We start from the raw sequence: 21,632 nt of genomic DNA, 5'->3' as shown, positions 1-21,632 counted from the left end.
GGCCGCTAGTCCCAGACCTGCGAGCGGTCGCCGATCAGCAGGGTGGAGCGCAGATGTGCGACGATCCGGGCCCGGTTCTCGGCCGAGCGGCCCCCGCCGCAAGCGGGCTGTGCCGTCATGGACGGCGCATGCCGGGCGGCCTCGTCGGCATCCGGCCGCTCGATGTCGAAAGCGTCATTGTGGTCCAGGCTCATCCTCTTCCCCCGCTGCTGGTCGATCGCCAGTTGAGAGGGGGAAGATGGTTTCTTTGGGCCGATCCCCGTCCGGCCTGCCACAATTCGGCGGCTACTCGGAGAATCGCCCAGGGGTCACGCCGAAGCCGGCCCGGAAACGGGTGATGAAGGCGCTGACGCTGTCATAGCCGACGGCGAACGCCGTGTCGGTCACCGAACCCCCGGCGCCGAGCAGCGCCGCCGCCCGGATCAGCCGGGCGTGATGACGCCACTGCACGAAGCTCAGCCCCGTTTCTGCCTTGAAGCGCCGCACCAGCGTGCGCTTCGGCAGGGCCAGTTCGGCCGCCCAGTCGTCGAGGCGGCGCGGATCGGCCGGGTCCGCAGCCAGCGTTGCGGTCATCCGGCGCAGCCGCGGGTCGCGCGGCGTCGGCAGGCGCAGGGGCTCTTCCGGCGCCGCCCGCAACTCGTCCAGCAGCACCGCCAGCAGCCGGGAGCGGCGGTCCGCATCGGCCTCGACCTCGGCGATCCGGACCAGCAGCGACAGGGCCAGCGGCGGCGCCCGCAGCACCTGCGGCCGGTCCGGCAGGCCCGCGCTTGTCCCGGCATCGAAATAAAGACTAAGCCCAGCCACCGGCCCCAGCGTCAGCACGCCGTGCGGCACGCCTTCCGGCATCCAGCACAGCCGGCCCGGCGGCATGATCCAGTCGCCCGCGGCGCTGCGGATCAGGGCGGTGCCATGGTCGAGGGCGAAAAGCTGGCCGCGGCCATGGGCATGGATCGGGCCGTCGAAACGGCCGTCATGGCGGAAGCGGCGGATCTCAATCGGCACGACCTGGCCAGAATGCGCAATTGGCGGGCCCGATCCGGTTAGCACGCCATTTCACGGGCCGCTAGGGTGCCGCCATCACCCGATCGAGGTCCCCGATGACGCCCCTGACCCCCGGCCCGTTGCACGAGTCCCTCGCCCGCCTTGAAGGCGCCTGGGAGGGCGAGGAGGAGGTGTTCCCCAACCCCTGGGGCCCCAGCGGCCCGGCGAAGGGGCGCTGGGACTTCCGCTTCGATCCGGCCCGGCTGTCGCTGATCCACGACTTCGCCGAGGAGCGGGCGGGCGGCTGCCGCTTCGACGCGCATGGCGTGCTGACGGTCGACCCGGCGGCGCAGGAGATCGTCTGGTTCTGGTTCGACAGCTACGGCTTCCCGCCGCTGGCCCCGTCGCGCGGCAGCTGGGAGGGCGACCGGCTGATCCTGGTCAAGCACACCCCGCGCGGCATCGGCCGGTCGGTCTTCACCGTCGGGCCCGACCGCTTCCGCCACGAGATCGAGACCCGGCTGGCCGATCAGGCCGATTTCACCCCGATCATGCGCGGGGAATTCCGGCGCCTGAGGTGACCGGCCCGTCCGGATCGGCGAAGACGAAGGGCCGCACCAGCAGCCGGCGCTTCCAGTGCAGCAGCCCCAGCCGCCCCTGCTCCGCCGCGCCGTACAGCAGGAAGCGCGCGCCCAGCACCCGCGGATCGTCGCGGCGCAGCAGCCAGCGCACGATCTCGACGAACAGCAGCTTCATCGCGCCCGAGGACAGGTGGTCGGCATGGCCGAGGAAGCTGACGATGCGGATGATGTTGCCGATCCGGCGCAGCACGATGGTGCCGACCAGCCGGTCCCGCCCGCCATCGTCGACGAAGACGCCCCAGTCGGCCGCCCAATGCGCCGGGCAGGCCGAATCGAGCCACGGGTCGCCCTTCACCCCGCTGCCCCGGCCGAAGCGCTGGGCGAAGGCCTGCGGCACCGGCCCGCCGGAGCGGAACAGCTTCGACGCCTCGATGTCGCGCATGTCGTCGCCCTGGCCGAAGCGGTCGAACATCCGGCAGCGGTAGCCGGCCTTGGCCGCCTTGCGCGTCTCCCGCAGGATGTAGCCGAAGCTGTGCTTCCGGATGTCCCGCTCATAGGCCGCGGCGTCCGCGAAGCCGTCGAGGTCGAGCAGGCAGGGCGTGCCGTACCACAGGCCGGCGGTGCCGTCCGGGCCGCGCCGGGCGAATTTGGCGAGATAGTCGCGATGCTTCTCGACCATGTGGCGGCAGCGCTCGTCGGTGCAGCCCTCCGCCTCCAGCGTCAGCGGGGCCTCGGGCAGGTCGGCGGCGCTGTGCCCCCACAGGCGCAGCCGCGGCTGCTTCCGCAACCGGAACAGCAGCGGTTCGACGCCGCCAAGATAGAACCGCATCGCGATGGCATCGGGAGAGATCGACACAGAAATCCTTGTCCTGGCATCATGCAGATGAAGGCCAACTATGCTGGACAATCCGATCTTTCACCCATGAATCCAAGATGAAATTCTTCAGCCATTGAGTTCAAATTTTGTGAAAATTACTCCAATTCATCAGAATATCTGGCGCCTTCATGCCGCCGCCGGCCGGTTCCACCGGCGCCGGATCTCTGGCAGGCTGTGCCGACCGGCAAGGCCGGAGGAGACCCGATCATGACGCTCGACGACTACCTGCTCTTCCTGCCCGCCTGCTTCGCCATCAACATGGCGTTCGGGCCGAACAACCTGCTGTCGCTGTCGAACGGCGCCCGCGACGGCACATTCCGCGCGGTGGCCGCCGCATCGGGCCGGCTGGTCGCCTTCGCCATCATGATCGCGGTCGCCGGGCTGGGCCTCGGCACGCTGCTGACCGCCTCGGAGGTCGCCTTCGCGGCGGTGAAGTGGATAGGCGCCGCCTATCTGGTCTGGCTCGGCATCAAGCTGCTGCGCGCCGACGCGCCGGTGCTGGACCGCGACGCCGCCGGCCGGCCGCAGCCGTTGCAGGCCCTGATCCGGCAGGAGTTCTGGGTCGCCGCGGGCAACCCGAAGGCGATCCTGGTTTTCACCGCCTTTTTCCCGCAATTCGTGGTGCCGTCGGACTACGCCGCCAGCTTCGCCCTGCTCGGCGCCAGCTTCCTGGTGCTGGAAGTCGTGGCGATCACCGCCTACGCCCTGATCGGCGCCCGGCTGGGCCGCGTCTTCCGCACCGCCCGGCCGTTCCGCTGGCTCAACCGCATTTCCGGCAGCCTGATGATCGGCTTCGGCCTGCTGCTGGCCGCCGCAAGACGGCCGGCGGGGTAGATCGGTCGAAGTCTCAGCCCAGAAAATCTTCGACCGCGGCGCCGAAGGCGTCGGGCTGTTCGATGTTGGCGATGTGTGCGGCGTCGAGGGCCAGGAATTGTGCCCCCGGAACCGCCGCGGCGATCTCCCGCCCCCGCTCCGGCGGGGTGCCGGCGTCGTGCGCGCCCGAGATCACCAGGGTCGGCGCCGCGATGCGGCCGATCGCGTCGCGCTGGTCCATGTCGCGGATCGCGGCGCAGCAGCCGGCATAGCCTTCCGGCGAGGTGCCCAGCAGGGTCTGGCGCACGCCGGCGATGGTGCCGGGCGCGCGCTTACGGAAGCCCGGCGTGAACCAGCGCTCGATCACGCCGTCGGCCAGCGCCGCCATGCCGCCCGCCTGCACCGCCGCGATCCGCGGGTCCCACACCGCGGCGCCGCCGGCATAGGCGGTGGTGCAGCAGGGCACCAGCCGGTCGACCCGGTCCGGCGCGTGGATGCCGAGCCACAGCGCCACCATCCCGCCCATCGACAGGCCGGCGACATGGGTCCGGGCGATGCCGAGCGCGTCGAGCAGCCCGACCGCATCCCGCCCCAGCCGGTCGAGGCTGTAGGCCCCCACCGGCACGTCGCTGCCGCCATGGCCGCGATGGTCGTAGCGCAGCACCCGGAAGCGGCCGGCGAAGCGATCGGCCTGCGGCGCCCACATGCCGAGATCGACCCCGACGGCGTGGATCAGCAGCAGCGGCGGCGCATCCTCCGCCCCATCGAGGCGATAGTGCAGGCGGCATCCGTCGACGGTGACGTGAGGCATGGTCGGTGCTCCGTGTCGGGTGGGGTCAGCGCGCCAGGGCGTAGGGGCCGCCCTTCGCCACCGCGGCCTGGTAGGCCGGGCGATCCTGCATCCGCCGGTTCCAGCCGTCGAGATCGGGATAGGCGCCGCGCCGGCCCTGGGCGCCGGCGACCTCGCCGATGAAGCTGAGCTGGATGTCGGCGGCGGTCAGCGAATCGCCGAGCAGGTAGGGCCGGCCCTGCAGCGCCCCGTCGACATAGGCGAGGTGGCTGGCCACCTGGCTGTCGATCCGCGGCTGCACCGGCGCCGCGGCCGCGCCCAGCCGCCCGGCATAGAGGTTCAGGATCAAGGGCAGCATGGCCGAGCCCTCGGCGAAGTGCAGCCAGTGCACATAGTCGTCATAGGCCGGCGTGTCGGGCGCCGGCTGCAGCCGGCCGCCGCCGTGACGGCGGATGAGGTAGTCGATGATGGCGCCTGATTCGGCCATCACCCGGCCGTCATCGACGATCACCGGCGCCTTGCCCAGCGGATGCACCGCCAGCAGCTCGGGCGGGGCCAGCCGGGTCTGCGGATCGCGCCGGTAGTACTCGACCGCATAGGGCAGCCCGAGTTCCTCCAGCAGCCACAGGATGCGGTGCGACCGGGAATCGTTGAGGTGATGGACGGTGATCATGGCGTCTCCAGCCGCGCGGCGTGTCTTGGCGCCGCAGTGTGGCCGGAGGGCACGCCGAAGTCGACCGCGCCCGGTTGGATCGCCGGGGGCGGCGTGCGATCCTGGCGGGATGATGACCGATCACCGCCAGCATGCCCCCGCCGCGGCGCGCAACCGCGACCCGATCCTGACCGTGCTGCGCGAGGTGCTGCCCCGCGCCGGCACGGTGCTGGAGATCGCCAGCGGGTCGGGCGAGCACATCCTGCATTTCGCGCAAGCCATGCCGGACCTGGTCTTCCAGCCATCCGACCCCAGCCCGGAGGCGCGGCAGAGCATCGCGGCCTGGGCGGCGGAGAGCGGCCTGGCCAATCTGCGCCCGCCCCTGGTCCTGGACGCGGCGGCGCCGCCCTGGCCGATCGCGGCGGCCAATGCGGTGCTGTGCATCAACATGATCCACATCTCGCCCTGGGCGGCGACGGAAGGGCTGATGCGCGGTGCCGCCGCCCTCCTGCCGCCCGGCGCACCCTTGTACCTCTACGGCCCGTATCGCCGCGCCGGCGCGCCGACCGCGCCGAGCAACGAGGAATTCGACCGCAGCCTGCGCAGCCGCGATCCGGCCTGGGGCCTGCGCGACCTGGAGGCGGTCGCCGCCCTGGCGGCCGCCGCCGGATTCGCAGGCCCGGCGGTCACCGAGATGCCGGCGAACAACCTCAGCGTCGTGTTTCGGCGGGCCTGACCGCCAGCCGTCAGCCGAAGCGGGTGGGATAGGCGGTGCGGACCCGGCCGGCCGCATCCACGCCCCAGACCAGGCGCCAGCGGTCCAGGCAGGTGCAGGGATGGGAAATGCCGAATTCGACCACGTCGCCGACCGCGACCGGGCTGTCCGGCCGCAGCGCCAGGAAGCTGTGCTGGTCGTTCAGCTTGGCCACCCGGGCGTCGTCCGGCCCGGCGAAATCGGCCAGCACCCGGCCGTTGCGGTGCAGACGCAGCGGCATCGGCAGGTCCTGGTCGTAGGACACGTCGCGCATGCCCATACCGCACAGGGCCAGGCCGGGCTCCGGCCGCGACAGCACCTCGGCCCACAGCCGCAGCGCCGGGCGGAAGCCCTGGGCCGCGCTGCGGACCTCGCCGCCGATGCGGAAGCCCTGGCGCGCATCGATCTCGGCAAGGCCGCGGGCGGTGAAGGCGTGGTCGCCCAGGAACAGCGACCCGCTGCGCAGCACCAGCGTCGCCGCGCCATCCGCCGCGACCACCGGGCCGAGATGGCGCACCACCAGGTCGAAATAGTAGGACCCGCCGGCGGTGACAATCAGCGGCGCGCCGGCGCCCGCCGCGGCGCGGACGCGCTGGAAGGTCGCCGCCGCCAGCTCGGCCAGCCCGGCGACGACGGCTTCGGCCCGGCCCGGGGCGGCGCTGGCCGCCGCGGCCTCATAGGTGGCGACGCCGGCCAGGCGCAGCCGGCCCTGGCTGGCCGCCACCGCGGCGATCACCCGTTCGGCCGCGGCCAGGTCGCGGGCCCCGGCGCGGCCGGCACCGATCTCGACCAGCACCGGCAGCGGCGGCCGCCCGGCCTCGCGCCAGGCGGTGTCAAGCGCCTGGGCCGCCTCGACCGAATCGACGAAGGGATACAGCTCGGCCTGCGGATAGGCGTCGAGCAGCCGGGCCAGGCGCCCGGCGCCGCCCAGGCCGCCGACCTCGTTGGCCAGGATCAGGCGGTTCAGCCCGGCATGCAGCATCACCGCGGCCTGGCGGATGTCGGCCACGGTGGCGCCCCAGGCCCCGGCCGCGACCAGCGACCCCGCCAGCTCCGGCAGCATCGGCGTCTTGCCATGCGGCGCGATCGCCACGCCCTGCTCCGCCGCATAGCGCAGCATCAGGTCGCGGTTGCCGGCGAAGGCGGCCTCGTCCAGCGTCAGCACCGGCAGCGACATCACACCTTCGGCGGGGTGCCAGCCCTGCGCCGCCACCGCCGCCAGCGGCAGCGGCGCGGTCCCCGGCGGCACGCCCCGGATGCGGTCGTCCAGCACGGTGATATCCAACGCATCGATCGCGACAGCCACGGACGAATTCCTTCCGATGAGTTCCGGCCCCATCGAAGGCGGCACCGGCGGCCGCGTCAAGCGAGGATCTGTTCCCCTCACCGCACCGTCGAATCTGGGGTAGACCAGCACCGACCCGATTCCTCGCCTTCTCCAGGGAGCCGCCGATGATCACCTGCCACATCCGCTACATCGTCGATCAGGACAAGCTTCCCGAGTTCGAGACCTATGCCCGGATGTGGCTCGAGCTACTGCCGCGGTTCGGCGGCACCCATCACGGCTATTTCCTGCCGTCCGAGGGCGAGAGCGACGTGGCGCTGGGGCTGTTCAGCTTCCCCAGCTTCGCCGCCTACGAGGACTACCGGCGCAAAGCCGCCACGGATCCGGAGGTCGCCAAGGCCATGGCCTATGCCAAGGAGACGCGCTGCTTCCTGCGCTACGAGCGGTCATTCTTCCGGCCGGTCGGGACTGAGGGCTGAGCCGGACGGGGCAGTCGGCGTTCACAGCCGGTACGGCTACAAAGCCGTCACGTCCAAATCCGCTCCCACAAACTTGTAGGCCACGAGCGACTCGGTGCGCGGTTTGTATTTGAACCAGATGACCATCAAGGTAATGCCGACCGCATCCTCTTCGATCCTATAGATCTCGCCATCTTCGGATTCCGGCACTATCCCCTCGGCCAGGAGGCCATCTCGAAGGATCTCTCGGCAATTCCGGATCGAGATGCGGGTCGGCGGGCACATCTCAACCGGGGACAAAGCAAATTCGTTCACTTCGATGTGAATCACGCTGCCCTCCACGGAGAGACGGGCAATCGTCGCGTCGTGAAACACTGCTGAGCTGATCATCGGCACAGGCTAGCACCCGCCCTGAACCACGGCCATCCGGGAGCGGCCCGGCATCCGGCACTGACATGATCCTGCCCAGAAGGCGAGGCAGAATGGGCCACCCAATCTGACAGAGCCTTGCCGATGGAGCTGCTCGAACGGGGCTACGAACTGCAGCTGCTGGCCGCCGCCCTGAAGGAGGCGTGCGCCCACGCGGGACGCATCGCGCTGGTCAACGGCGAGGCCGGTATCGGCAAGACCTCACTCGTCGATCGCTTCATCGCGACGAGCGGCCAGGCGATGCGCATCCTCAAGGGGCATTGCGACGCGCTGTTCACCCCCTCGCCGCTCGGCCCGTTGCACGACATCGCCCGCCAGACCGGCGGAAGACTGCTGGCGCAGCTGCAGGACGAGGCGCCGCGCACCGCGGTGTTCTCGACCGTGCTCGACCTGCTTGACGAGCCGAGCCGGCCAACGCTCCTCGTGATCGAGGACATCCATTGGGCCGACGAGGCGACGCTCGACCTCATCAGGTTCCTGAGCCGCCGCATTGCGCAGACCAAGGTTCTTCTCATCCTCACCTATCGCGACGACGAGGTCGGCGCCCGGCATCCCCTCCGCGTGCTCCTCGGCGACCTGGCGACGTCGGGGGCGACCCTCCGCATCGAGCCGCCGCGCCTGACGATCGACGCCGTGCGCAGCCTGATCGCGGGCCGACCGTTCGACCCCGAGGCGCTGTACCGGCAGACCCGCGGCAACCCATTCTTCATCACCGAGATCCTGTCTTGGGCGGAGCGGGGACTTCCGAAGACGGTGCGCGACGCGGTGCTGGCCCGGGCGGCGAAGCTGACGCCGGCCGGCCGATATGTGCTGGAGGCCGCGGCCGTGATCGGCAGCCGGATGGACCATATCGCGGTGGAGCGGGTGCTTGGCGGCGCAGCCGAGGGCCTGGCCGAATGCATCAGGGCCGGACTGCTCGAGGCGACGCAAGGTGGCATCTCCTTCCGGCACGAGCTGGTTCGCGAGGCGGTGCTGACCGATCTCGAGCCCGGACGCCGCCGGGAGCTCCATCGATCGGCGCTCGACGGCCTGAGGACCTCCGGGGCCGGGCGCATCGACCTGGCGCAGCTGGCGCAGTTCGCCGAGGGCGCGGGCGATGGCGACGCGGTCCTCGAATTCGGGCCGGCGGCGGCCCGTGCCGCCGTCGCTGCCGGGGCCCACCGGGCGGCGGCGGCCCAGTATCTCCGTGTCCTCGGCTTCGCCGGCGATCGGCCGCCGGCCGAACGGGCGCAGCTGCTCGAGGCCTATGCCGAGGAATGCGCCATCATCGACGACCTCGCCGAAGCCAGCCGGGCCCGCCAGGAGGCGATCGAGCTGTGGCGCCAGGCCGGGGACCGACTGAAGGAGGGGGAGAACCTCGCCGCCCTCGCCTGGCCCCTGGTCCGGAGCGGCCGCAACGCCGCCGCCGAGGAGGCGAGCCGCCGCGCCATCGAGGTGCTGGAGGCGCTGCCCCCGACGCGCCAATTGGCCGCCGCCTATCGGATCCAGGCCCATCTGCGGATGCTGCACCGGGATCGCGAGCCGGCGGTGCGTTGGGGCCGGAAGGCGATCGCACTGGCCACGCGTCTTGGGGACGAGGCCACCATCGCGGCCGCCGAGAATGTCGTGGGGTCGGCGATGCTCGCCTTCGGAGACGAGCGCGGCCGCCCGCATCTCGACCGCAGCCTCGCCCTGGCGCGCCGCGCGGGGCTGGACTCCCTGGTCGGCCTCGCCCATTCGAATCTGGGCTCGTGCTATGGCGAGCAGTACCAGTTCGCCGAGGCGGAGCGCCATCTCGCCGACGGCATCGCCTACACGGCCGAACGCGACCTGGATCATGCGAACCACTACATGCGGTCCTGGCTCGCCTTGACGCGGTTCTATCAGGGCCGCTGGGACGAGGCCGGCGACATCGCGGTGTCGCTGGTCGAGCGCCCCCATGTCGGGGCCGTCAGCCGGATCATGGCGCTGATCGCCCTGGGCCGCGTGCGGACCCGGCGCGGTGATCCGGGTGCCGCCGCGGTGCTTGACGAAGCCCTCGAGCAGGTGCTGCAGACCGACACGCTGCAGCGCCTGGCGCCGGCCCGCGCCGCCCGGGCGGAGGCGGCATGGCTCGCCGGCGAGCCTGACCGCGCGATGGCGGAGGCGACGGCGGTCTACGATCTCGCGATCAGGCATCGCCACCCCTGGCATGCGGGCGAGTTCTCGTTCTGGCGCTGGCGGGCCGGCGACACCATCGCCGCGCCGGGCTGGGCCGCGCCACCCTTCGTCCTGCAGATCAGGGGCGATTGGCACCGCGCGGCCGAAGCCTGGCACCGCCTGGGCTGCCCCTATGAGCAGGCGCGCGCGCTGGCCGATGGCGACCAGCCGGCGCAGCTGGCGGCGCTAGAGATCTTCGATCGGCTCGGCGCGGCCCCCGCGGCCGCGATGCTGCGCCAGCGGATGCGCGGCGAGGGGGTTCGCCGCATCCCGCGCGGGCCCAGGGCCAGCACACGCCGGAACCCGCTTGGCCTGACCAGGCGCGAGGTGGAGATCCTGGGCTGCCTGGCCGAAGGCCTCAGCAACGGCCGGATCGGCGACCGGCTCCACGTCTCCTCCAAGACCGTCGACCATCATGTCTCGTCCGTGCTGGCCAAGCTCGGTGCCGCGACGCGTGGCGAGGCGGTTCGCATCGCCCATGAGCAGAATCTGATGGCGAAAAATGGGGAAGGCCCCACCGCAAAATGGGGAAGCCCTCCCGATGTGCGGGAACGCCGCGGCGCATAGCCTGATCACCTCAACACGGCCCGATGCCGCAAGCAGGAGATACGACGCCATGCCCCGCTATCTGATCGAACGCCATTTCCCGGATGGACTCGGTCTCGCCCCCGACCAGCCGGGCCGCCAGACGGCGGCCACCGTCATCGCCAACAACGCCCAGCACGGGGTGACCTGGGTGCATTCCTATGTGACCGCGGACAAGAAGCAGACCTTCTGCATCTACGACGCCCCGACCCCGGAGGCCATTCGCAAGGCCGCGGACCGCAACGGGCTGCCGGTGGAGCGGATCACCGAGGTCCGCGTGCTCGATCCGTATTTCCACCTCTAGGGTGGATTTCCAGCGGGGCGGGTGACGGACTCCGCCGCGTCAGCCGAAGATGGCGGGCCGCGCCCCGCAAGGCCGAGCGCGCCGGGCCTGCCCAGGCCGCGCCTGACCGGATCGGGGCCGACGCCTCGATTCCCTTCCGAAACCGCAAACATCCCGATCGACGCCGCAGGCACGGTGGCCAGCCCGGCCCCGCCGCCTGCGGCGCCCGATCCACAATCAAATGGAGAGGCAGATGAAATCACGTCGCCATGCCCGGACTCTCGTCGTCATATCCCTGATGGTCATCGGCACCGCGGTCGCCCATGCGGCCGGCAATCCGCTGGCGGACAAGGTGCGCACGGCCAACGACCGCTTTCACGACGTGTCGGCGGCCACGGCCGAGGGCTACACCCCGATTCCCTGCGCCAGCGGCGTGAGCGGGGGGGCCATGGGGATCCACTACGTCAATGCCGCCTATCTGAAGGACGACGCGATCGATCTGGCCAGGCCCGAAGCGGTGATGTACGAGCCGAAACCCGACGGCAAGCTCGAGCTGGTGGCGGTCGAGTACATCACCTCCAAAGGCCCGGCCGCGATCGAGGGCCAGCTGTTCAACTTCAACAGCGCCCCCAACCGCTACGGGCTGGATGCGTTCTACGAGCTTCATGTCTGGGCCTGGCGGCCGAACCCGACCGGGACCTTCGCCGACATGAACCCGAACGTCTCGTGCGACGCGGCGATGGAGATGGGCAAATAGGCCGCGCCGGGCGGCCCGCTTCTCCACCCTTGGTTCGATGGGCAGCGATCATGTTCATTCTGGTTGCGGCGGCGCGCGTGGCACGCCTGTCCCTGCTGCGCGCCGCCGTCTGGTGGCGTCCGGCCCGCCGGACCAGGGCAGCCCGCAAGCCGCCCGACATCAGCGCGCTGAGCGAGCACCTCAGAAACGACGTCGGATTGTACCTTTGAGGGTTCGGAAGCGGCCGCCGGCCGTGCCTATGCCTCCACCCGCCAGCCCGGCACGGTCTTGCCGCGGAAGACATGGACGTCGTCGCCGCCCGGGACCGCCAGCCGCTCCGGCAGGTCGTCCTCGCCGCGGACCAGGGTGATGGTCTCGTCGTTCACCGGCAGCTGGTAGAAGGCCGGGCCGTTGAGCGAGGCGAAGGTCTCGAAGCGGTCCAGCGCCCCCTCCTCCGCGAACACCTCGGCGTAGCAGGCCACCGCGGCCAGGGCGTTGAACACGCCGGCGCAGCCGCAGGCCGCCTCCTTGGCATGCACCGGATGCGGCGCGGAATCGGTGCCGAGGAAGAAGCGCGGGTCGCCCGAAGTCGCGGCCGCCCGCAGCGCCAGGCGGTGGCTTTCGCGCTTCACCACCGGCAGGCAGTAGTAGTGGGGGCGCACCCCGCCGACGAGCAGGTCGTTGCGGTTCAGGATCAGGTGATGCGGCGTGATGGTGGCGCCGACCAGGCCGTCGCCCTGGTCCAGCACGAAATCCACCCCGTTCCGGGTGGTGACGTGCTCGAACACGATGCGCAGTTCGGGGAAGTCGGCGCGGATCGGCTGCAGGTGGCGTTCGATGAACACCGCCTCGCGGTCGAAGATGTCGATCGCGGGGTCGACCACCTCGCCATGCACCAGCAGCGGCAGGCCGATCGCCTGCATCCGCGCCAGCACCGGCCGGACCTTGGCGAGGTCGCGCACCCCGGCATGGGAGTTGGTGGTGGCGCCGGCCGGATACAGCTTGACCGCGGTCAGCACGCCCTCTTCCTTGCCGCGGGCGAGGTCGTCGGGGTCGGTGCCCTCGGTCAGGTAGGCGGTCATCAGCGGGGTGAAGCGCGCCCCGGCCGGCAGCGCCGCCAGGATGCGGTCGCGATAGGCGACGGCATCGGCGGTGGTCACCACCGGCGGCGTCAGGTTCGGCATGATGATGGCGCGGCCGAAATGCGCCGTGCTGTGCGGCAGCACCGCCCGCAGCATGGCGCCGTCGCGCAGATGCAGGTGCCAGTCGTCGGGGCGGCGGAGGGTCAGGCGGTCAGGCTGGGTGGTCATGGCGGGGTCCCTGAAGCGGCGCGCGGATCATGGCCATGCGGGCTTTCCCCCGCAAGCCCGCTTGCCAGATGGCTGTCCCCGCCCTAAGACGCGCAAACCCCTGCGCCGGAGCCCGCCATGATCCTCTCGACCAGCTTTGCCGACCGCAAGACCATCGCCCGCCTGACGGTCCAGGCCTATCTCGAGGCCGGGGCGATCAGCTTCAACGTCGAGACGCCCTACAAATTCACCTCGGGCTGGGCCAGCCCGGTCTACACCGACACGCGGCGGCTGATCTCCTTCCCCCGCATCCGCGGCGTGCTGATGGACTTCGCCACCTCGATCATCCTGAGCGAGATCGGCTTCGAGAAGATCGACGCGGTGGCGGGCGGCGAGACCGCCGGCATCTCCTACGCCGCCTGGATCGCCGACCGGCTGGCGCTGCCGATGCAGTATGTCCGCAAGAAGCCGAAGGGCTTCGGCCGCAACGCCCAGATCGAGGGCGTGCTGACCGAGGGCCAGCGCGTGCTGCTGGTCGAGGATCTGAGCACCGACGGCCGCAGCAAGGCCAAGTTCTGCCAGGCACTGCGCGACGCCGGCGCGGTGGTGGAGCACGTCTTCGTCATCTTCAACTACGGCATCTTCAAGGACACGCCGAAGTTCTTCCACTCGATCGGGGTCGAGCTGCACGCTTTGGCCACCTGGTGGGACGTGCTGGAGGTGTGCAAGGCCGGCAACCACTTCGACACCAAGACCCTGGGCGAGGTCGAGACATTCCTGCACGACCCGGTGTCCTGGTCGGCCGCGCATGGCGGCATCGACCAGATGCCGACCGACTGAGCCCCGGAGCTTCGGTTCCGGCACATGAGCCATGCCCGATGCGCGCAAGACGGGCGCGGCATCGAGGGATGAACTGGGTTGAGGCGGCGGGCGGCGACGGAGGGGGCGCCGCCCTGCGCACTCAACGGCTCAAGAGGCTCCGACATGCAGGGATGGACCGCCCAGCAGCGCAGCGTCGTCGTCGCCAGCTTTCTCGGCTGGACCCTCGACGCCTTCGACTTCTTCCTCCTCATCTTCATCCTGACCGACATCGCCCAGGAATTCGGTACCGGGGCCGAGGCCACGTCGTGGCTGGTGACGCTGACCCTGGTGATGCGGCCGCTGGGCGCCTTCCTGTTCGGCCGCGCCGCCGACCGCTTCGGCCGCCGGCCGACGCTGATGGTCGACGTGCTGCTGTACTCGCTGCTCGAATTCGCCTCGGGCTTCTCCCCGACCTTCACCGTGCTGCTGATCCTGCGCATGCTGTACGGCATCGCCATGGGCGGCGAATGGGGCGTCGGCGCCTCGCTGACCATGGAGACGGTCCCGGTCAGGTCGCGCGGCTTCGTCTCCGGCCTGCTGCAGGCGGGCTATCCCACCGGCTACCTGCTGGCCTCGGTGGTCTACGGCCTGTTCTACGAATCGATCGGCTGGCGCGGCATGTTCATGATCGGCGTGCTGCCCGCCCTGCTGGTGCTGTACATCCGCCGCAGCGTGCCGGAATCCCCGTCCTGGACCGAGACCCGCACCGCCGCCGCCCCGATCTCGCTGCTGGACACCATCCGGCGGCACTGGCGGCTGGGGATCTACGCCATCCTGCTGATGACCGCGTTCAACTTCTTCAGCCACGGCACCCAGGACATCTACCCGACCTTCCTGAAGGTCCAGCACGGCATGACCCCGCACGAGGTCAGCCTGATCGCCATCGTCTACAACATCGGCGCCATCATCGGCGGCCTGGCCTGCGGCATCCTGTCGGAACGCTTCGGCCGGCGCCGGGTCATCGTCATCGCCGCCCTGCTGGCGCTGCCGGCCCTGCCGCTGTGGGCCTTCTCCTCCGGCGCCGTGACGCTGGCCGCCGGCGCCTTCCTGATGCAGGTCGCGGTGCAGGGCGCCTGGGGCGTGATCCCGGCGCATCTGAACGAGCTGTCGCCCGAGGAGGCGCGCGGCACCTTCCCCGGCTTCGTCTACCAGACCGGCAACCTGCTGGCGGCGATCAACCTGACGCTGCAGACCCACATCGCCGTCGGCAACGGCAACGATTACGGGATGGCGATGGCGCTGGTGACCGGGATCGTCGCCGTGGTCATCGCCGTGCTGATCGCCTTCGGTCCCGAGCGGCGCGGCGTCGCCTTCGGCAAGGCCCGGCTCGATTCCGAAATCGCGTCGGCCCCGGCGGAGTAGCGGGGGGCGCCGGACCGCCGATGACGACGGTTGCGGCGTGCTATATCACTCCGTTGCCGGGATCGGCCGCCCGGTCAGGGGCCGGTCCGCCACCATCGTGATTCTTCATGCCGGATGAACGCGCGTTCCTGAATCTGATCGGACAGCTCTACGACGCCGCGGTCGGCGACACGGATTGGGCCGTGGCGCTGGACACCCTGTCGGGGATACTCGGCGGCCGGGCCGCGGTGCTGCAGCGGCGCAGCGCCCCAGGGCAGGCGGTGCAGACCCTGGTCGCTGGGATCGACCCCGCCTATGTCGAGCTCTACGGCGCCTATTACCATGAGATCCTGCCGATCCGATCCTGGCTGCCGCGCCTGCCGGCGGGGTCGGTCTTCCTCGACCGCATGCTGCTGTCCGACCGGGACTATGTCAGGACCGAATTCTACAACGACTTCCTGATGCCGCAGGACCAGCACGCCAGCCTGTCCTGGATCGACAGCGGCCGGGAGGAGGAAGGCGTCCTTCCCACCACGATCTCGCTGTGGCGGCCGCGGCGAGCGCCGGAATGGGAGCCTGAGCAGCTTCGCCTCCTGCGCCAGATCGGCCCCCATCTCGGCCAGGCGCTGGAGATCGAGCGGCGCCTCGTCGACGCAGCGGTCCGCCGGGCGGCCGTCGGCCTGCTCCAGAGCGGGGCCGACCTGACCTGGCGCGAGCGGGACTGCCTGGCCCGGATCGCCCAGGGCGCCTCCAGCGCCGACATCGCCCGCCAGCTCGAACTGCCGACCCACGCCGTCAACGACCATGTGGCATCGGCGATGCGCAAGCTGGAGGCGACCAGCCGCACCGAGGCGGTCGCCACGGCGCGGGTGCTGGGCCTGCTCGACGACTGATCCTCGCCGCGATCGACCCCAGCCGTCCCCTAATCTTGGGGGATTGAGGGCCTCGTCCCGATCCGGGACACTGATGGCGTCACGGAGGTTCCGTGAATCGCGCCCGGACAGGATGTCACCTGTCGATTTTTGCGTTTCGAACGAACCAATTCGACGCAAATGCCGTTGTTGTCGCAAGGCGAGGTCGACTTGCGATCCCGGTGCCGGCGGGCGTGGCGCGGGGAAGCAGGGTCTGGGAGGACGAGCGATGCATGCGGTTCTGATGGCGAGTGTCGGGCTGTTCGCGGTGCTGCTGTGGCGCGCCGGGCCGGCCTTCGCCGCCGTGGCGGGCGGGACGGCGCTGTCGGCGACGGCCCTCCTCCTCACCCTGCACTGGTGAACGGACGCCGCGTCAGGCCGTCGCCTGGGAGCGCAGTCCGGCACAGCGACAGGCCATAGGCACATATCCCCTAATCCTCGGGGATTGAGGCCTTTCGTCCACTCCACGATATTTCCCGGCATCGGAGCGCTGCCCGGCAGGCCGGAAGCAGCGCCCACGCCAAGAGCCGATCAAGGCGCAGGAAACAGGGCGGCTTTCTGACATCTCAGGTCCCACGGACCTCGCAGCTCTCAAGGAAGCAGAATGTCCATTGAAGCGATCGCGGCCAATCTCGCCGTCGTCGACGCCCATATCCGCGGCGAGGCGCAGGATCCGGCCTCCGTCATGGGGCTCTACACCGACGACATCGTGCTGGAGGCGCCGGCCAGCGGCCTCGTCCTGACCGACAAGGCCGCGATCCAGGCGAACTACGTCAGGATCTTCTCCTCCATCGCCGATGTCGAGATCGAGCCGCTGGACCGATTCGCCACCGCAGACCGGGTGGTGGATGACTGCATCGTCCGCTGCCGGCTGACCGCGGATGGCTTCGCCGATGCCTCCTACTCGGTCGGCGAGAGGATCGAACTCCGGCTGCTGCATGTGTTTCACATGCGCGACGGCAAGATCGCTCGCGAGCAGGTGTTCGAAAGCTGGAAGCGTCTGGCCTGACGGTCGCGAAGCGCCAAGCGGCGACGGACGTCCCGCGACCACCGCAGACCCTCCCCACGTGATCACGATCCGCCTGCGCGCCGGCTGGGCAAGCCCGCGCGGCCCGGCCGTCGCGCTTCGCTCAGTCGGGCGGCGTCACCACCGTCAGCGGCGACGTCAACGGCGACGGCACCGCCGATTTCAGCATCGCCCTGACCGGCGCTATCGCCTTGCAGGCGACGGACTTCCTACCCTAGGACAAGGCAAGTCGGGGCACCCTGGCGGGGCCTGGCCGCCAAAGATCCCAAATCCCGACATAGTCCTCAATGGTGTCGGCCGATCTTTCCGTCGCTGCAGGTTCAGTGCATGCTTTCCCTTGTCATGTCGGATGATCGCACAATCGCCAGTCTGGTTGGCCAAACCTACGACGCCGCGCTCGGCGACGAGGATTGGACGGTCGTGCTCGGCCGGGTGTCGACGCTGCTTGGCGGCGAGGCCGCGGCCCTGCATCCGACCGGCTCGCCGAAGCCGACCGACGTGGCGCTCCGGGTCGGCTGCGACCCCAGCTATATCCCGGTCTACAACGCCCATTACCACCAGACCTGGCCGATCATCCCGATGCTGCCGCGGCTGCAGGCCGGGTCCGTCTTCATCGACCGCATGCTGGTGCCGGAACCGGCCTTCCTGAGGACCGAGTTCTACAACGACTATGTGAAGCCGCAGGGCGGGCACAGCGGCCTCTACTGGGTCGACTTCGACCAGCACGGCCTCAGCGCCCATCTCTCGCTGTGGCGGTCGCGGCGCAAGCCCGACTGGGACGACGAGCAGGTCCGGCTGCTGCGGCATCTCGGCTCGCATATCGGCCGGGCGCTGAAGATCCAGCGCCGCCTCATGGTGATCGCTGCGCACGGCCCCGACGCCCCGGCCCCGTTGCTGGCCCCGCGTGAGCGCGACTGCCTGGCCTGCGTCGCCCGCGGCGCTTCCAGCAAGCAGGCAGCCCAGCGGCTCGCGCTGTCGGTCCACACCGTCAACGACTATGTCGCCTCGGCGATGCGCAAGCTGCAGGCGACCAACCGGACCGAGGCCGTTGCCATGGCGCTCACGCTCGGCCTGCTCGACGCCTGAACCCGGCCTCGGCAATCCCCGATTCCTGGGGGATTGAGACCACCTTCCCATCCCTGGACAATACCATCCACAAGCTTCGCACCGGCCGGACGACGACCAGCAGGATCGTCCCGTGACCGGATACCCCGCGGCCAAGCGGGCTCTCGATCCAGGGAGGCGAGGCAGAACAGGGACCTGCCATTGAATATCGCGCGGACCGCATGCGGCGGCCGGCGGGGCGGTCTGCTTGGCCGCCGGTCAGGAGAACTCAATGCCTGTTCACGTCGGCCCCGGCGGGGCCAGCGACACCGGGTGGATCGACGGCGACGACGCGCTTCGACTGCGTCTGGACCTGTTGCCGGACATCTGGTCCGACACCGGCGACCCGGCGGATGCGATCCCTTGGTTCGAGGATGTGAGATTCGGGCCGGCCGAGGCCTGCCCGACGCCGGAGCCCGCCTGACATCCGGCCCGGCCGCCCCAGCTGAGAGCCGCGGCGCCGGCCAATCCGCGCCGCCCCCTTTTCCCTGATCACAGGAGACATCCATGGCGACCATCACCGGCGATGACGGCGACAATTTCCTCTCCGGCACCGGCGACAACGACTCGATCCACGGCTATGGCGGCAATGACTTCCTTGCCGGCAATGGCGGCGACGACTATCTCGAAGGCGGCACCGGTGCGGACCAGCTCAACGGCGGCGACGGCATCGACACCATCGGCTACACCGGCGAACAGGGTGGGGTCCATGTCGATCTCGGCACCGGGTACGGCTATACCGGCGAGGCAACGGGCGACCTGATCGCCTATGTCGAGAACATCGAGGGCACCGGTTTCGACGACATCCTGGCCGGGTCCTCGGTGGGCAACGTCCTCGGCGGCAATGACGGCAACGACAGCCTCGCCGGCGGCGACGGCGGCGACTGGCTGTATGGCGGCAGCGGCAACGACCATCTCGATGGCGGCACCGGCGACGACTATCTCGGCGGCGGCGATGGCGACGATGTGCTGAATGGCGGCGCCGGCGCCGACTCGTTCGATGCCGGGACGGGCACCGACACCGCGAGCTATGCCGGCAGCAGCGCCGCGGTGTCGATCATGCTCGACGCCGGCGACGGCTACAGCAGCTGCCATGGCGGCGATGCCGAGGGCGACCGCCCGTTCTCGATCGAGAATGTCGACGGCAGCCAATGGAACGACATCCTGGTGGGCGACGCCGGCGCCAATGCCCTGTCCGGAGCCGCCGGCGACGACAGCCTCGCAGGCGCCGCCGGGGCTGACCATCTCGACGGCGGGGCCGGCAACGACACCGTCGTGTACTGGAACACCGGCAGCACGGCAGGGCTGACGATCGACCTGGCCACGGGCGTCGGCCATAACGGCGATGCCGAAGGCGACACCTTCACCGGCATCGAGAATGTCACTGGCGGCCCGGGCAACGACGTCATCAACGGCAATGATGGCGCCAACACCCTCTTCGGCTGGAACGGCAACGACGTGCTCCGCGGAGCCGCCGGGGCCGATCGGCTCGACGGCGGGACCGGCACCGACTCGGTGATGTACTCCGAAAGCGCGGCCGCGGTGACGATCAACCTGACCAGCGGCGCCGGCAGCGGCGGCAACGCCCAGGGCGACGTGCTGGTGGCGATCGAAAACGTCTATGGCAGCAGCCACAACGACGCGCTGATCGGCAATGCCGGCGCCAACGGCCTGGTCGGGAACGCCGGCAACGATGTGCTGGCGGGCATGGGCGGCAAGGACACCCTGGCCGGGGGCGCCGGGGCCGACCGCTTCTACTACGCCGCCCTGTCGGACAGCCCGGTCGGTGTCAATGCCGACCGGATCACCGATTTCAGCCATGCCCAGGGCGACCGCATCGACCTGCACGGCATCGACGCCGACACCACGGCCGCCGGCGACCAGGCCTTCCACTTCATCGGCAGCGCCGCCTTCACCCACCATGCCGGCGAGCTGCGCGAGAACGTGGCCGGCGGCGTGACCACGGTCAGCGGCGACGTCAACGGCGACGGCACGGCGGATTTCAGCGTCACCCTGACCGGCGCGATCACCCTGGTCACGGGCGACTTCCTGCTCTGATTTCCGATGGCAACGCGGACCTCGAGATCCGCTGCAGCGGCGAGATCCACTTCACCGCCGGCGACTTCTACCTGTAGCCACCGCACCAGACCTGCACCTGTCTTCAATCCGCCGACAGTTTCGTTTGTAGCCATCGAGGATGGATTTGACATGGCTTGGTAATCGCAAAAATGAACTCTGCCATCCCTGAGATGCCGGAGATCGCAATTGCCGTCCTTGAGCGTCTGTCGGTGCCGACAGAGAAGGCTCGGGACGGACACGCCATCGCTGTTGGGGGAAGCGGGTTTCAGCGGCTGCGGCCATGGCCCGGACCAACGCGACACCCGGCGGTAGGCGCCGCCGATCCAGACCGAGGAGGGTCACTTTGAGATCACGTTTTGCGAGAATTCTGCTGGCCGCGGCTGCCCTGGGCACGCTGGCCGCCCACGCCCCGGCGATGGCCGATGTGAAGCTCGGCGTCGCCGGGCCGCTGACCGGCCCGAACGCCTCGGTGGGCGAGCAGTTCCGCCGCGGCGCCGAGGCCGCGGTCAGGGTCCTGAACGCCGCCGGCGGCGTCAATGGCGAGCAGGTCACCATCGTCTATGGCGACGACGCCTCGGACCCGCGCCAGGGCGTGGCGGCGGCGAATGAGCTGGTCGACCAGAAGGTCGTGGCCGTGATCGGCCACTACAACTCCTCGGTCTCGATCCCGGCCTCGACCATCTATGCCGAGGAAGGCGTGCTGCAGATCACCCCGGGTTCGACCAACCCGCAGCTGACCGAGCAGGGCATCAAGACGGTGTTCCGCACCTGCGGCCGCGACGACCAGCAGGGCGACGTCGCCGGCAGGTTCCTGGCCACCGCCTACAAGGGCGGCAAGGTCGCGATCCTGCAGGACCAGACCACCTACGGCAAAGGCCTGGCGGACGCGACCAGGGCGCGGATGAACGCCCTGGGCCTGACCGAGGTGCTGTATGAGGGCATCACCGTCGGCGAGCGCGACTTTTCGGCGGTGGTGTCGAAGATGAAGGCGGCGAATGTCGACGCCGTGTTCTTCGGCGGGCTGCACAACGAGGCCGGGCTGATCCTGCGCCAGATGCGCGACCAAGGGCTGAAGGCGCAGTTCCTGTCCGACGACGGCACCGTGTCGCAGGAGTTCTGGGGCATCACCGGCCCGGCCGGCGAGGGCTCGCTGGTCACCTTCGGGCCGGAGCCGCGGGACGTGCCGCAGGCCAAGGACGCGGTCGCCAAGTTCCGCGCCGACGGCTACGAGCCGGAAGGCTACACCCTGTATGCCTACGCCGCGGTCGAGGCCTGGGCCGAGGCGGCGAAGAAGGCCGGTTCGGTCGACGGCACCAAGGTCGCCGCGGCGCTGCATGACGGGTCGGCCTACGACACCGTGATCGGCAAGCTGAGCTTCGACGCCAAGGGCGACCCGGCCGGCAGCAACTACGTCCTCTACGCCTGGAAGGACGGCAAGATGATGCAGCTGTCCGACGAGCAGGTGGCCAAGCTCGGGAAGTAAGCGGCGCCGGAGGCGCGGTCCGCCGCGCCTCCGGACCATCCGATCAGGAACCGCTGTAGCCGAGTGCGTGCCGCAACTCGGCCTTCGCTGGCTCGTATTCGGCGACGAAGTCCGGGCGCTGCAGCAGGTCGTAGG

Annotated in this window: 25 protein-coding genes; 17 read left to right on the top strand and 8 right to left on the bottom strand. The window is 70.1% G+C overall.

The features are described from left to right. Positions 1 to 5: 5 nt before the first annotated feature. Complete coding sequence (locus E9232_RS00970) at positions 6 to 194, bottom strand: hypothetical protein (RefSeq protein WP_309791570.1); 189 nt, start codon at positions 192 to 194, stop codon at positions 6 to 8. Between the two features lie 91 nt (positions 195 to 285). Beyond that, positions 286 to 1,002 carry a helix-turn-helix transcriptional regulator gene (locus E9232_RS00965; RefSeq protein WP_309791569.1) on the bottom strand — a complete coding sequence of 239 codons (717 nt, stop codon included), beginning with the start codon at positions 1,000 to 1,002 and terminating at the stop codon, positions 286 to 288. A 95-nt stretch (positions 1,003 to 1,097) separates the two neighbouring features. On the opposite strand from E9232_RS00965, the gene E9232_RS00960 reads away from it, so the two are divergent. Beyond that, the gene (locus E9232_RS00960; protein ID WP_309791568.1) at positions 1,098 to 1,562 is read left to right on the top strand and encodes a DUF1579 family protein; all 465 of its coding nucleotides are present in this window, start codon (positions 1,098 to 1,100) and stop codon (positions 1,560 to 1,562) included. On the opposite strand, the gene E9232_RS00955 is transcribed toward E9232_RS00960, so the two are convergent. Continuing rightward, entirely contained in the window at positions 1,531 to 2,391 is an 861-nt protein-coding gene (locus E9232_RS00955) for a hypothetical protein (RefSeq protein WP_309791566.1), read from the bottom strand. The two genes, E9232_RS00960 and E9232_RS00955, sit on opposite strands and share 32 nt — an antisense overlap. Positions 2,392 to 2,646: 255 nt before the next feature. On the opposite strand from E9232_RS00955, the gene E9232_RS00950 reads away from it, so the two are divergent. Then, positions 2,647 to 3,273 carry a LysE family translocator gene (locus tag E9232_RS00950; protein ID WP_309791565.1) on the top strand — a complete coding sequence of 209 codons (627 nt, stop codon included), beginning with the start codon at positions 2,647 to 2,649 and terminating at the stop codon, positions 3,271 to 3,273. Positions 3,274 to 3,286: 13 nt separating this feature from the next. Here the strand turns inward: E9232_RS00950 and pcaD are convergent, their stop codons facing one another. Next, on the bottom strand, positions 3,287 to 4,063 hold the full coding sequence (gene pcaD, locus E9232_RS00945) for a 3-oxoadipate enol-lactonase (protein WP_309791564.1): 777 nt from the start codon (positions 4,061 to 4,063) through the stop codon (positions 3,287 to 3,289). Positions 4,064 to 4,088: 25 nt separating this feature from the next. Then, positions 4,089 to 4,715 carry a glutathione S-transferase family protein gene (locus E9232_RS00940; RefSeq protein WP_309791562.1) on the bottom strand — a complete coding sequence of 209 codons (627 nt, stop codon included), beginning with the start codon at positions 4,713 to 4,715 and terminating at the stop codon, positions 4,089 to 4,091. Between the two features lie 109 nt (positions 4,716 to 4,824). Here E9232_RS00940 and E9232_RS00935 point away from each other — a divergent pair, with 109 nt between their 5' ends. Further along, complete coding sequence (locus E9232_RS00935; RefSeq protein ID WP_309791560.1) at positions 4,825 to 5,430, top strand: DUF938 domain-containing protein; 606 nt, start codon at positions 4,825 to 4,827, stop codon at positions 5,428 to 5,430. Positions 5,431 to 5,440: 10 nt separating this feature from the next. On the opposite strand, the gene E9232_RS00930 is transcribed toward E9232_RS00935, so the two are convergent. Then, positions 5,441 to 6,754 (bottom strand): alanine racemase, encoded by a 1,314-nt coding sequence (locus E9232_RS00930; protein ID WP_309791558.1) that lies wholly within the window; start codon positions 6,752 to 6,754, stop codon positions 5,441 to 5,443. A gap of 146 nt (positions 6,755 to 6,900) precedes the next feature. On the opposite strand from E9232_RS00930, the gene E9232_RS00925 reads away from it, so the two are divergent. Beyond that, positions 6,901 to 7,212, top strand: a complete 312-nt coding sequence (locus E9232_RS00925; RefSeq protein WP_309791557.1) for an NIPSNAP family protein — start codon at positions 6,901 to 6,903, stop codon at positions 7,210 to 7,212. Positions 7,213 to 7,248: 36 nt separating this feature from the next. On the opposite strand, the gene E9232_RS00920 is transcribed toward E9232_RS00925, so the two are convergent. Next, the gene (locus tag E9232_RS00920) at positions 7,249 to 7,587 is read right to left on the bottom strand and encodes a hypothetical protein (RefSeq protein ID WP_309791555.1); all 339 of its coding nucleotides are present in this window, start codon (positions 7,585 to 7,587) and stop codon (positions 7,249 to 7,251) included. A gap of 117 nt (positions 7,588 to 7,704) precedes the next feature. On the opposite strand from E9232_RS00920, the gene E9232_RS00915 reads away from it, so the two are divergent. The 4 genes from E9232_RS00915 to E9232_RS00900 all read left to right on the top strand — a co-directional run bounded on the left by E9232_RS00915 (position 7,705) and on the right by E9232_RS00900 (position 11,632). Continuing rightward, positions 7,705 to 10,365 (top strand): ATP-binding protein, encoded by a 2,661-nt coding sequence (locus tag E9232_RS00915; RefSeq protein ID WP_309791554.1) that lies wholly within the window; start codon positions 7,705 to 7,707, stop codon positions 10,363 to 10,365. A 49-nt stretch (positions 10,366 to 10,414) separates the two neighbouring features. Next, positions 10,415 to 10,687 carry a DUF4242 domain-containing protein gene (locus E9232_RS00910; protein ID WP_309791553.1) on the top strand — a complete coding sequence of 91 codons (273 nt, stop codon included), beginning with the start codon at positions 10,415 to 10,417 and terminating at the stop codon, positions 10,685 to 10,687. Between the two features lie 232 nt (positions 10,688 to 10,919). After that, positions 10,920 to 11,423 carry a hypothetical protein gene (locus tag E9232_RS00905; protein ID WP_309791552.1) on the top strand — a complete coding sequence of 168 codons (504 nt, stop codon included), beginning with the start codon at positions 10,920 to 10,922 and terminating at the stop codon, positions 11,421 to 11,423. A gap of 50 nt (positions 11,424 to 11,473) precedes the next feature. After that, positions 11,474 to 11,632, top strand: a complete 159-nt coding sequence (locus tag E9232_RS00900) for a hypothetical protein (protein WP_309791551.1) — start codon at positions 11,474 to 11,476, stop codon at positions 11,630 to 11,632. Positions 11,633 to 11,659: 27 nt separating this feature from the next. On the opposite strand, the gene pyrC is transcribed toward E9232_RS00900, so the two are convergent. Beyond that, complete coding sequence (gene pyrC, locus E9232_RS00895; RefSeq protein WP_309791550.1) at positions 11,660 to 12,712, bottom strand: dihydroorotase; 1,053 nt, start codon at positions 12,710 to 12,712, stop codon at positions 11,660 to 11,662. A gap of 117 nt (positions 12,713 to 12,829) precedes the next feature. Between pyrC and E9232_RS00890 the strand changes: the two genes are divergently transcribed. The 9 genes from E9232_RS00890 (at position 12,830) to E9232_RS00850 (ending at position 21,497) form a co-directional block, all read left to right on the top strand. Beyond that, complete coding sequence (locus E9232_RS00890) at positions 12,830 to 13,531, top strand: orotate phosphoribosyltransferase (protein WP_309791548.1); 702 nt, start codon at positions 12,830 to 12,832, stop codon at positions 13,529 to 13,531. A 144-nt stretch (positions 13,532 to 13,675) separates the two neighbouring features. Continuing rightward, a complete protein-coding gene (locus tag E9232_RS00885) occupies positions 13,676 to 14,914 on the top strand; it encodes an MFS transporter (protein ID WP_309791546.1) in 1,239 nt (412 codons plus the stop codon). Positions 14,915 to 15,021: 107 nt separating this feature from the next. Further along, positions 15,022 to 15,786 (top strand): helix-turn-helix transcriptional regulator, encoded by a 765-nt coding sequence (locus E9232_RS00880; protein ID WP_309791544.1) that lies wholly within the window; start codon positions 15,022 to 15,024, stop codon positions 15,784 to 15,786. A gap of 247 nt (positions 15,787 to 16,033) precedes the next feature. Then, positions 16,034 to 16,165: a hypothetical protein gene (locus tag E9232_RS00875; protein WP_309791542.1), complete on the top strand. Its 132-nt coding sequence runs from the start codon at positions 16,034 to 16,036 to the stop codon at positions 16,163 to 16,165. Between the two features lie 243 nt (positions 16,166 to 16,408). Continuing rightward, positions 16,409 to 16,813, top strand: coding sequence for a nuclear transport factor 2 family protein (locus E9232_RS00870; protein WP_309791540.1), 405 nt, complete (start codon positions 16,409 to 16,411; stop codon positions 16,811 to 16,813). A gap of 345 nt (positions 16,814 to 17,158) precedes the next feature. Then, the gene (locus tag E9232_RS00865) at positions 17,159 to 17,917 is read left to right on the top strand and encodes a response regulator transcription factor (RefSeq protein WP_309791538.1); all 759 of its coding nucleotides are present in this window, start codon (positions 17,159 to 17,161) and stop codon (positions 17,915 to 17,917) included. Between the two features lie 250 nt (positions 17,918 to 18,167). Next, complete coding sequence (locus E9232_RS00860) at positions 18,168 to 18,359, top strand: hypothetical protein (RefSeq protein WP_309791536.1); 192 nt, start codon at positions 18,168 to 18,170, stop codon at positions 18,357 to 18,359. An 83-nt stretch (positions 18,360 to 18,442) separates the two neighbouring features. After that, positions 18,443 to 19,993 (top strand): calcium-binding protein, encoded by a 1,551-nt coding sequence (locus E9232_RS00855; protein WP_309791535.1) that lies wholly within the window; start codon positions 18,443 to 18,445, stop codon positions 19,991 to 19,993. A 364-nt stretch (positions 19,994 to 20,357) separates the two neighbouring features. Next, entirely contained in the window at positions 20,358 to 21,497 is a 1,140-nt protein-coding gene (locus E9232_RS00850) for a branched-chain amino acid ABC transporter substrate-binding protein (protein ID WP_309791533.1), read from the top strand. Positions 21,498 to 21,632: the final 135 nt, after the last annotated feature.

Origin of the sequence: Inquilinus ginsengisoli, from assembly GCF_031453975.1 — a bacterium.
Lineage (GTDB): Bacteria > Pseudomonadota > Alphaproteobacteria > DSM-16000 > Inquilinaceae > Inquilinus > Inquilinus ginsengisoli_A.
The sequence above is the reverse complement of the archived record's forward strand: the minus strand, read 5'-3'. Positions and strand labels throughout refer to the sequence as shown.

What these genes read in the sequence shown, in the direction of transcription:
- E9232_RS00855 (WP_309791535.1), top strand. Translation starts at nt 18,443, where the DNA reads ATGGCGACCATCACCGGCGATGACGGCGACAATTTCCTCTCCGGCACC.
- E9232_RS00880 (WP_309791544.1), top strand. Translation starts at nt 15,022, where the DNA reads ATGCCGGATGAACGCGCGTTCCTGAATCTGATCGGACAGCTCTACGAC.
- E9232_RS00925 (WP_309791557.1), top strand. Translation starts at nt 6,901, where the DNA reads ATGATCACCTGCCACATCCGCTACATCGTCGATCAGGACAAGCTTCCC.
- E9232_RS00875 (WP_309791542.1), top strand. Translation starts at nt 16,034, where the DNA reads ATGCATGCGGTTCTGATGGCGAGTGTCGGGCTGTTCGCGGTGCTGCTG.
- E9232_RS00870 (WP_309791540.1), top strand. Translation starts at nt 16,409, where the DNA reads ATGTCCATTGAAGCGATCGCGGCCAATCTCGCCGTCGTCGACGCCCAT.
- E9232_RS00885 (WP_309791546.1), top strand. Translation starts at nt 13,676, where the DNA reads ATGCAGGGATGGACCGCCCAGCAGCGCAGCGTCGTCGTCGCCAGCTTT.
- pyrC (WP_309791550.1), bottom strand. Translation starts at nt 12,712, where the DNA reads ATGACCACCCAGCCTGACCGCCTGACCCTCCGCCGCCCCGACGACTGG.
- pcaD (WP_309791564.1), bottom strand. Translation starts at nt 4,063, where the DNA reads ATGCCTCACGTCACCGTCGACGGATGCCGCCTGCACTATCGCCTCGAT.
- E9232_RS00865 (WP_309791538.1), top strand. Translation starts at nt 17,159, where the DNA reads ATGCTTTCCCTTGTCATGTCGGATGATCGCACAATCGCCAGTCTGGTT.
- E9232_RS00900 (WP_309791551.1), top strand. Translation starts at nt 11,474, where the DNA reads ATGTTCATTCTGGTTGCGGCGGCGCGCGTGGCACGCCTGTCCCTGCTG.
- E9232_RS00940 (WP_309791562.1), bottom strand. Translation starts at nt 4,715, where the DNA reads ATGATCACCGTCCATCACCTCAACGATTCCCGGTCGCACCGCATCCTG.
- E9232_RS00950 (WP_309791565.1), top strand. Translation starts at nt 2,647, where the DNA reads ATGACGCTCGACGACTACCTGCTCTTCCTGCCCGCCTGCTTCGCCATC.
- E9232_RS00890 (WP_309791548.1), top strand. Translation starts at nt 12,830, where the DNA reads ATGATCCTCTCGACCAGCTTTGCCGACCGCAAGACCATCGCCCGCCTG.
- E9232_RS00860 (WP_309791536.1), top strand. Translation starts at nt 18,168, where the DNA reads ATGCCTGTTCACGTCGGCCCCGGCGGGGCCAGCGACACCGGGTGGATC.
- E9232_RS00910 (WP_309791553.1), top strand. Translation starts at nt 10,415, where the DNA reads ATGCCCCGCTATCTGATCGAACGCCATTTCCCGGATGGACTCGGTCTC.
- E9232_RS00915 (WP_309791554.1), top strand. Translation starts at nt 7,705, where the DNA reads ATGGAGCTGCTCGAACGGGGCTACGAACTGCAGCTGCTGGCCGCCGCC.
- E9232_RS00960 (WP_309791568.1), top strand. Translation starts at nt 1,098, where the DNA reads ATGACGCCCCTGACCCCCGGCCCGTTGCACGAGTCCCTCGCCCGCCTT.
- E9232_RS00955 (WP_309791566.1), bottom strand. Translation starts at nt 2,391, where the DNA reads ATGCGGTTCTATCTTGGCGGCGTCGAACCGCTGCTGTTCCGGTTGCGG.
- E9232_RS00970 (WP_309791570.1), bottom strand. Translation starts at nt 194, where the DNA reads ATGAGCCTGGACCACAATGACGCTTTCGACATCGAGCGGCCGGATGCC.
- E9232_RS00905 (WP_309791552.1), top strand. Translation starts at nt 10,920, where the DNA reads ATGAAATCACGTCGCCATGCCCGGACTCTCGTCGTCATATCCCTGATG.
- E9232_RS00935 (WP_309791560.1), top strand. Translation starts at nt 4,825, where the DNA reads ATGATGACCGATCACCGCCAGCATGCCCCCGCCGCGGCGCGCAACCGC.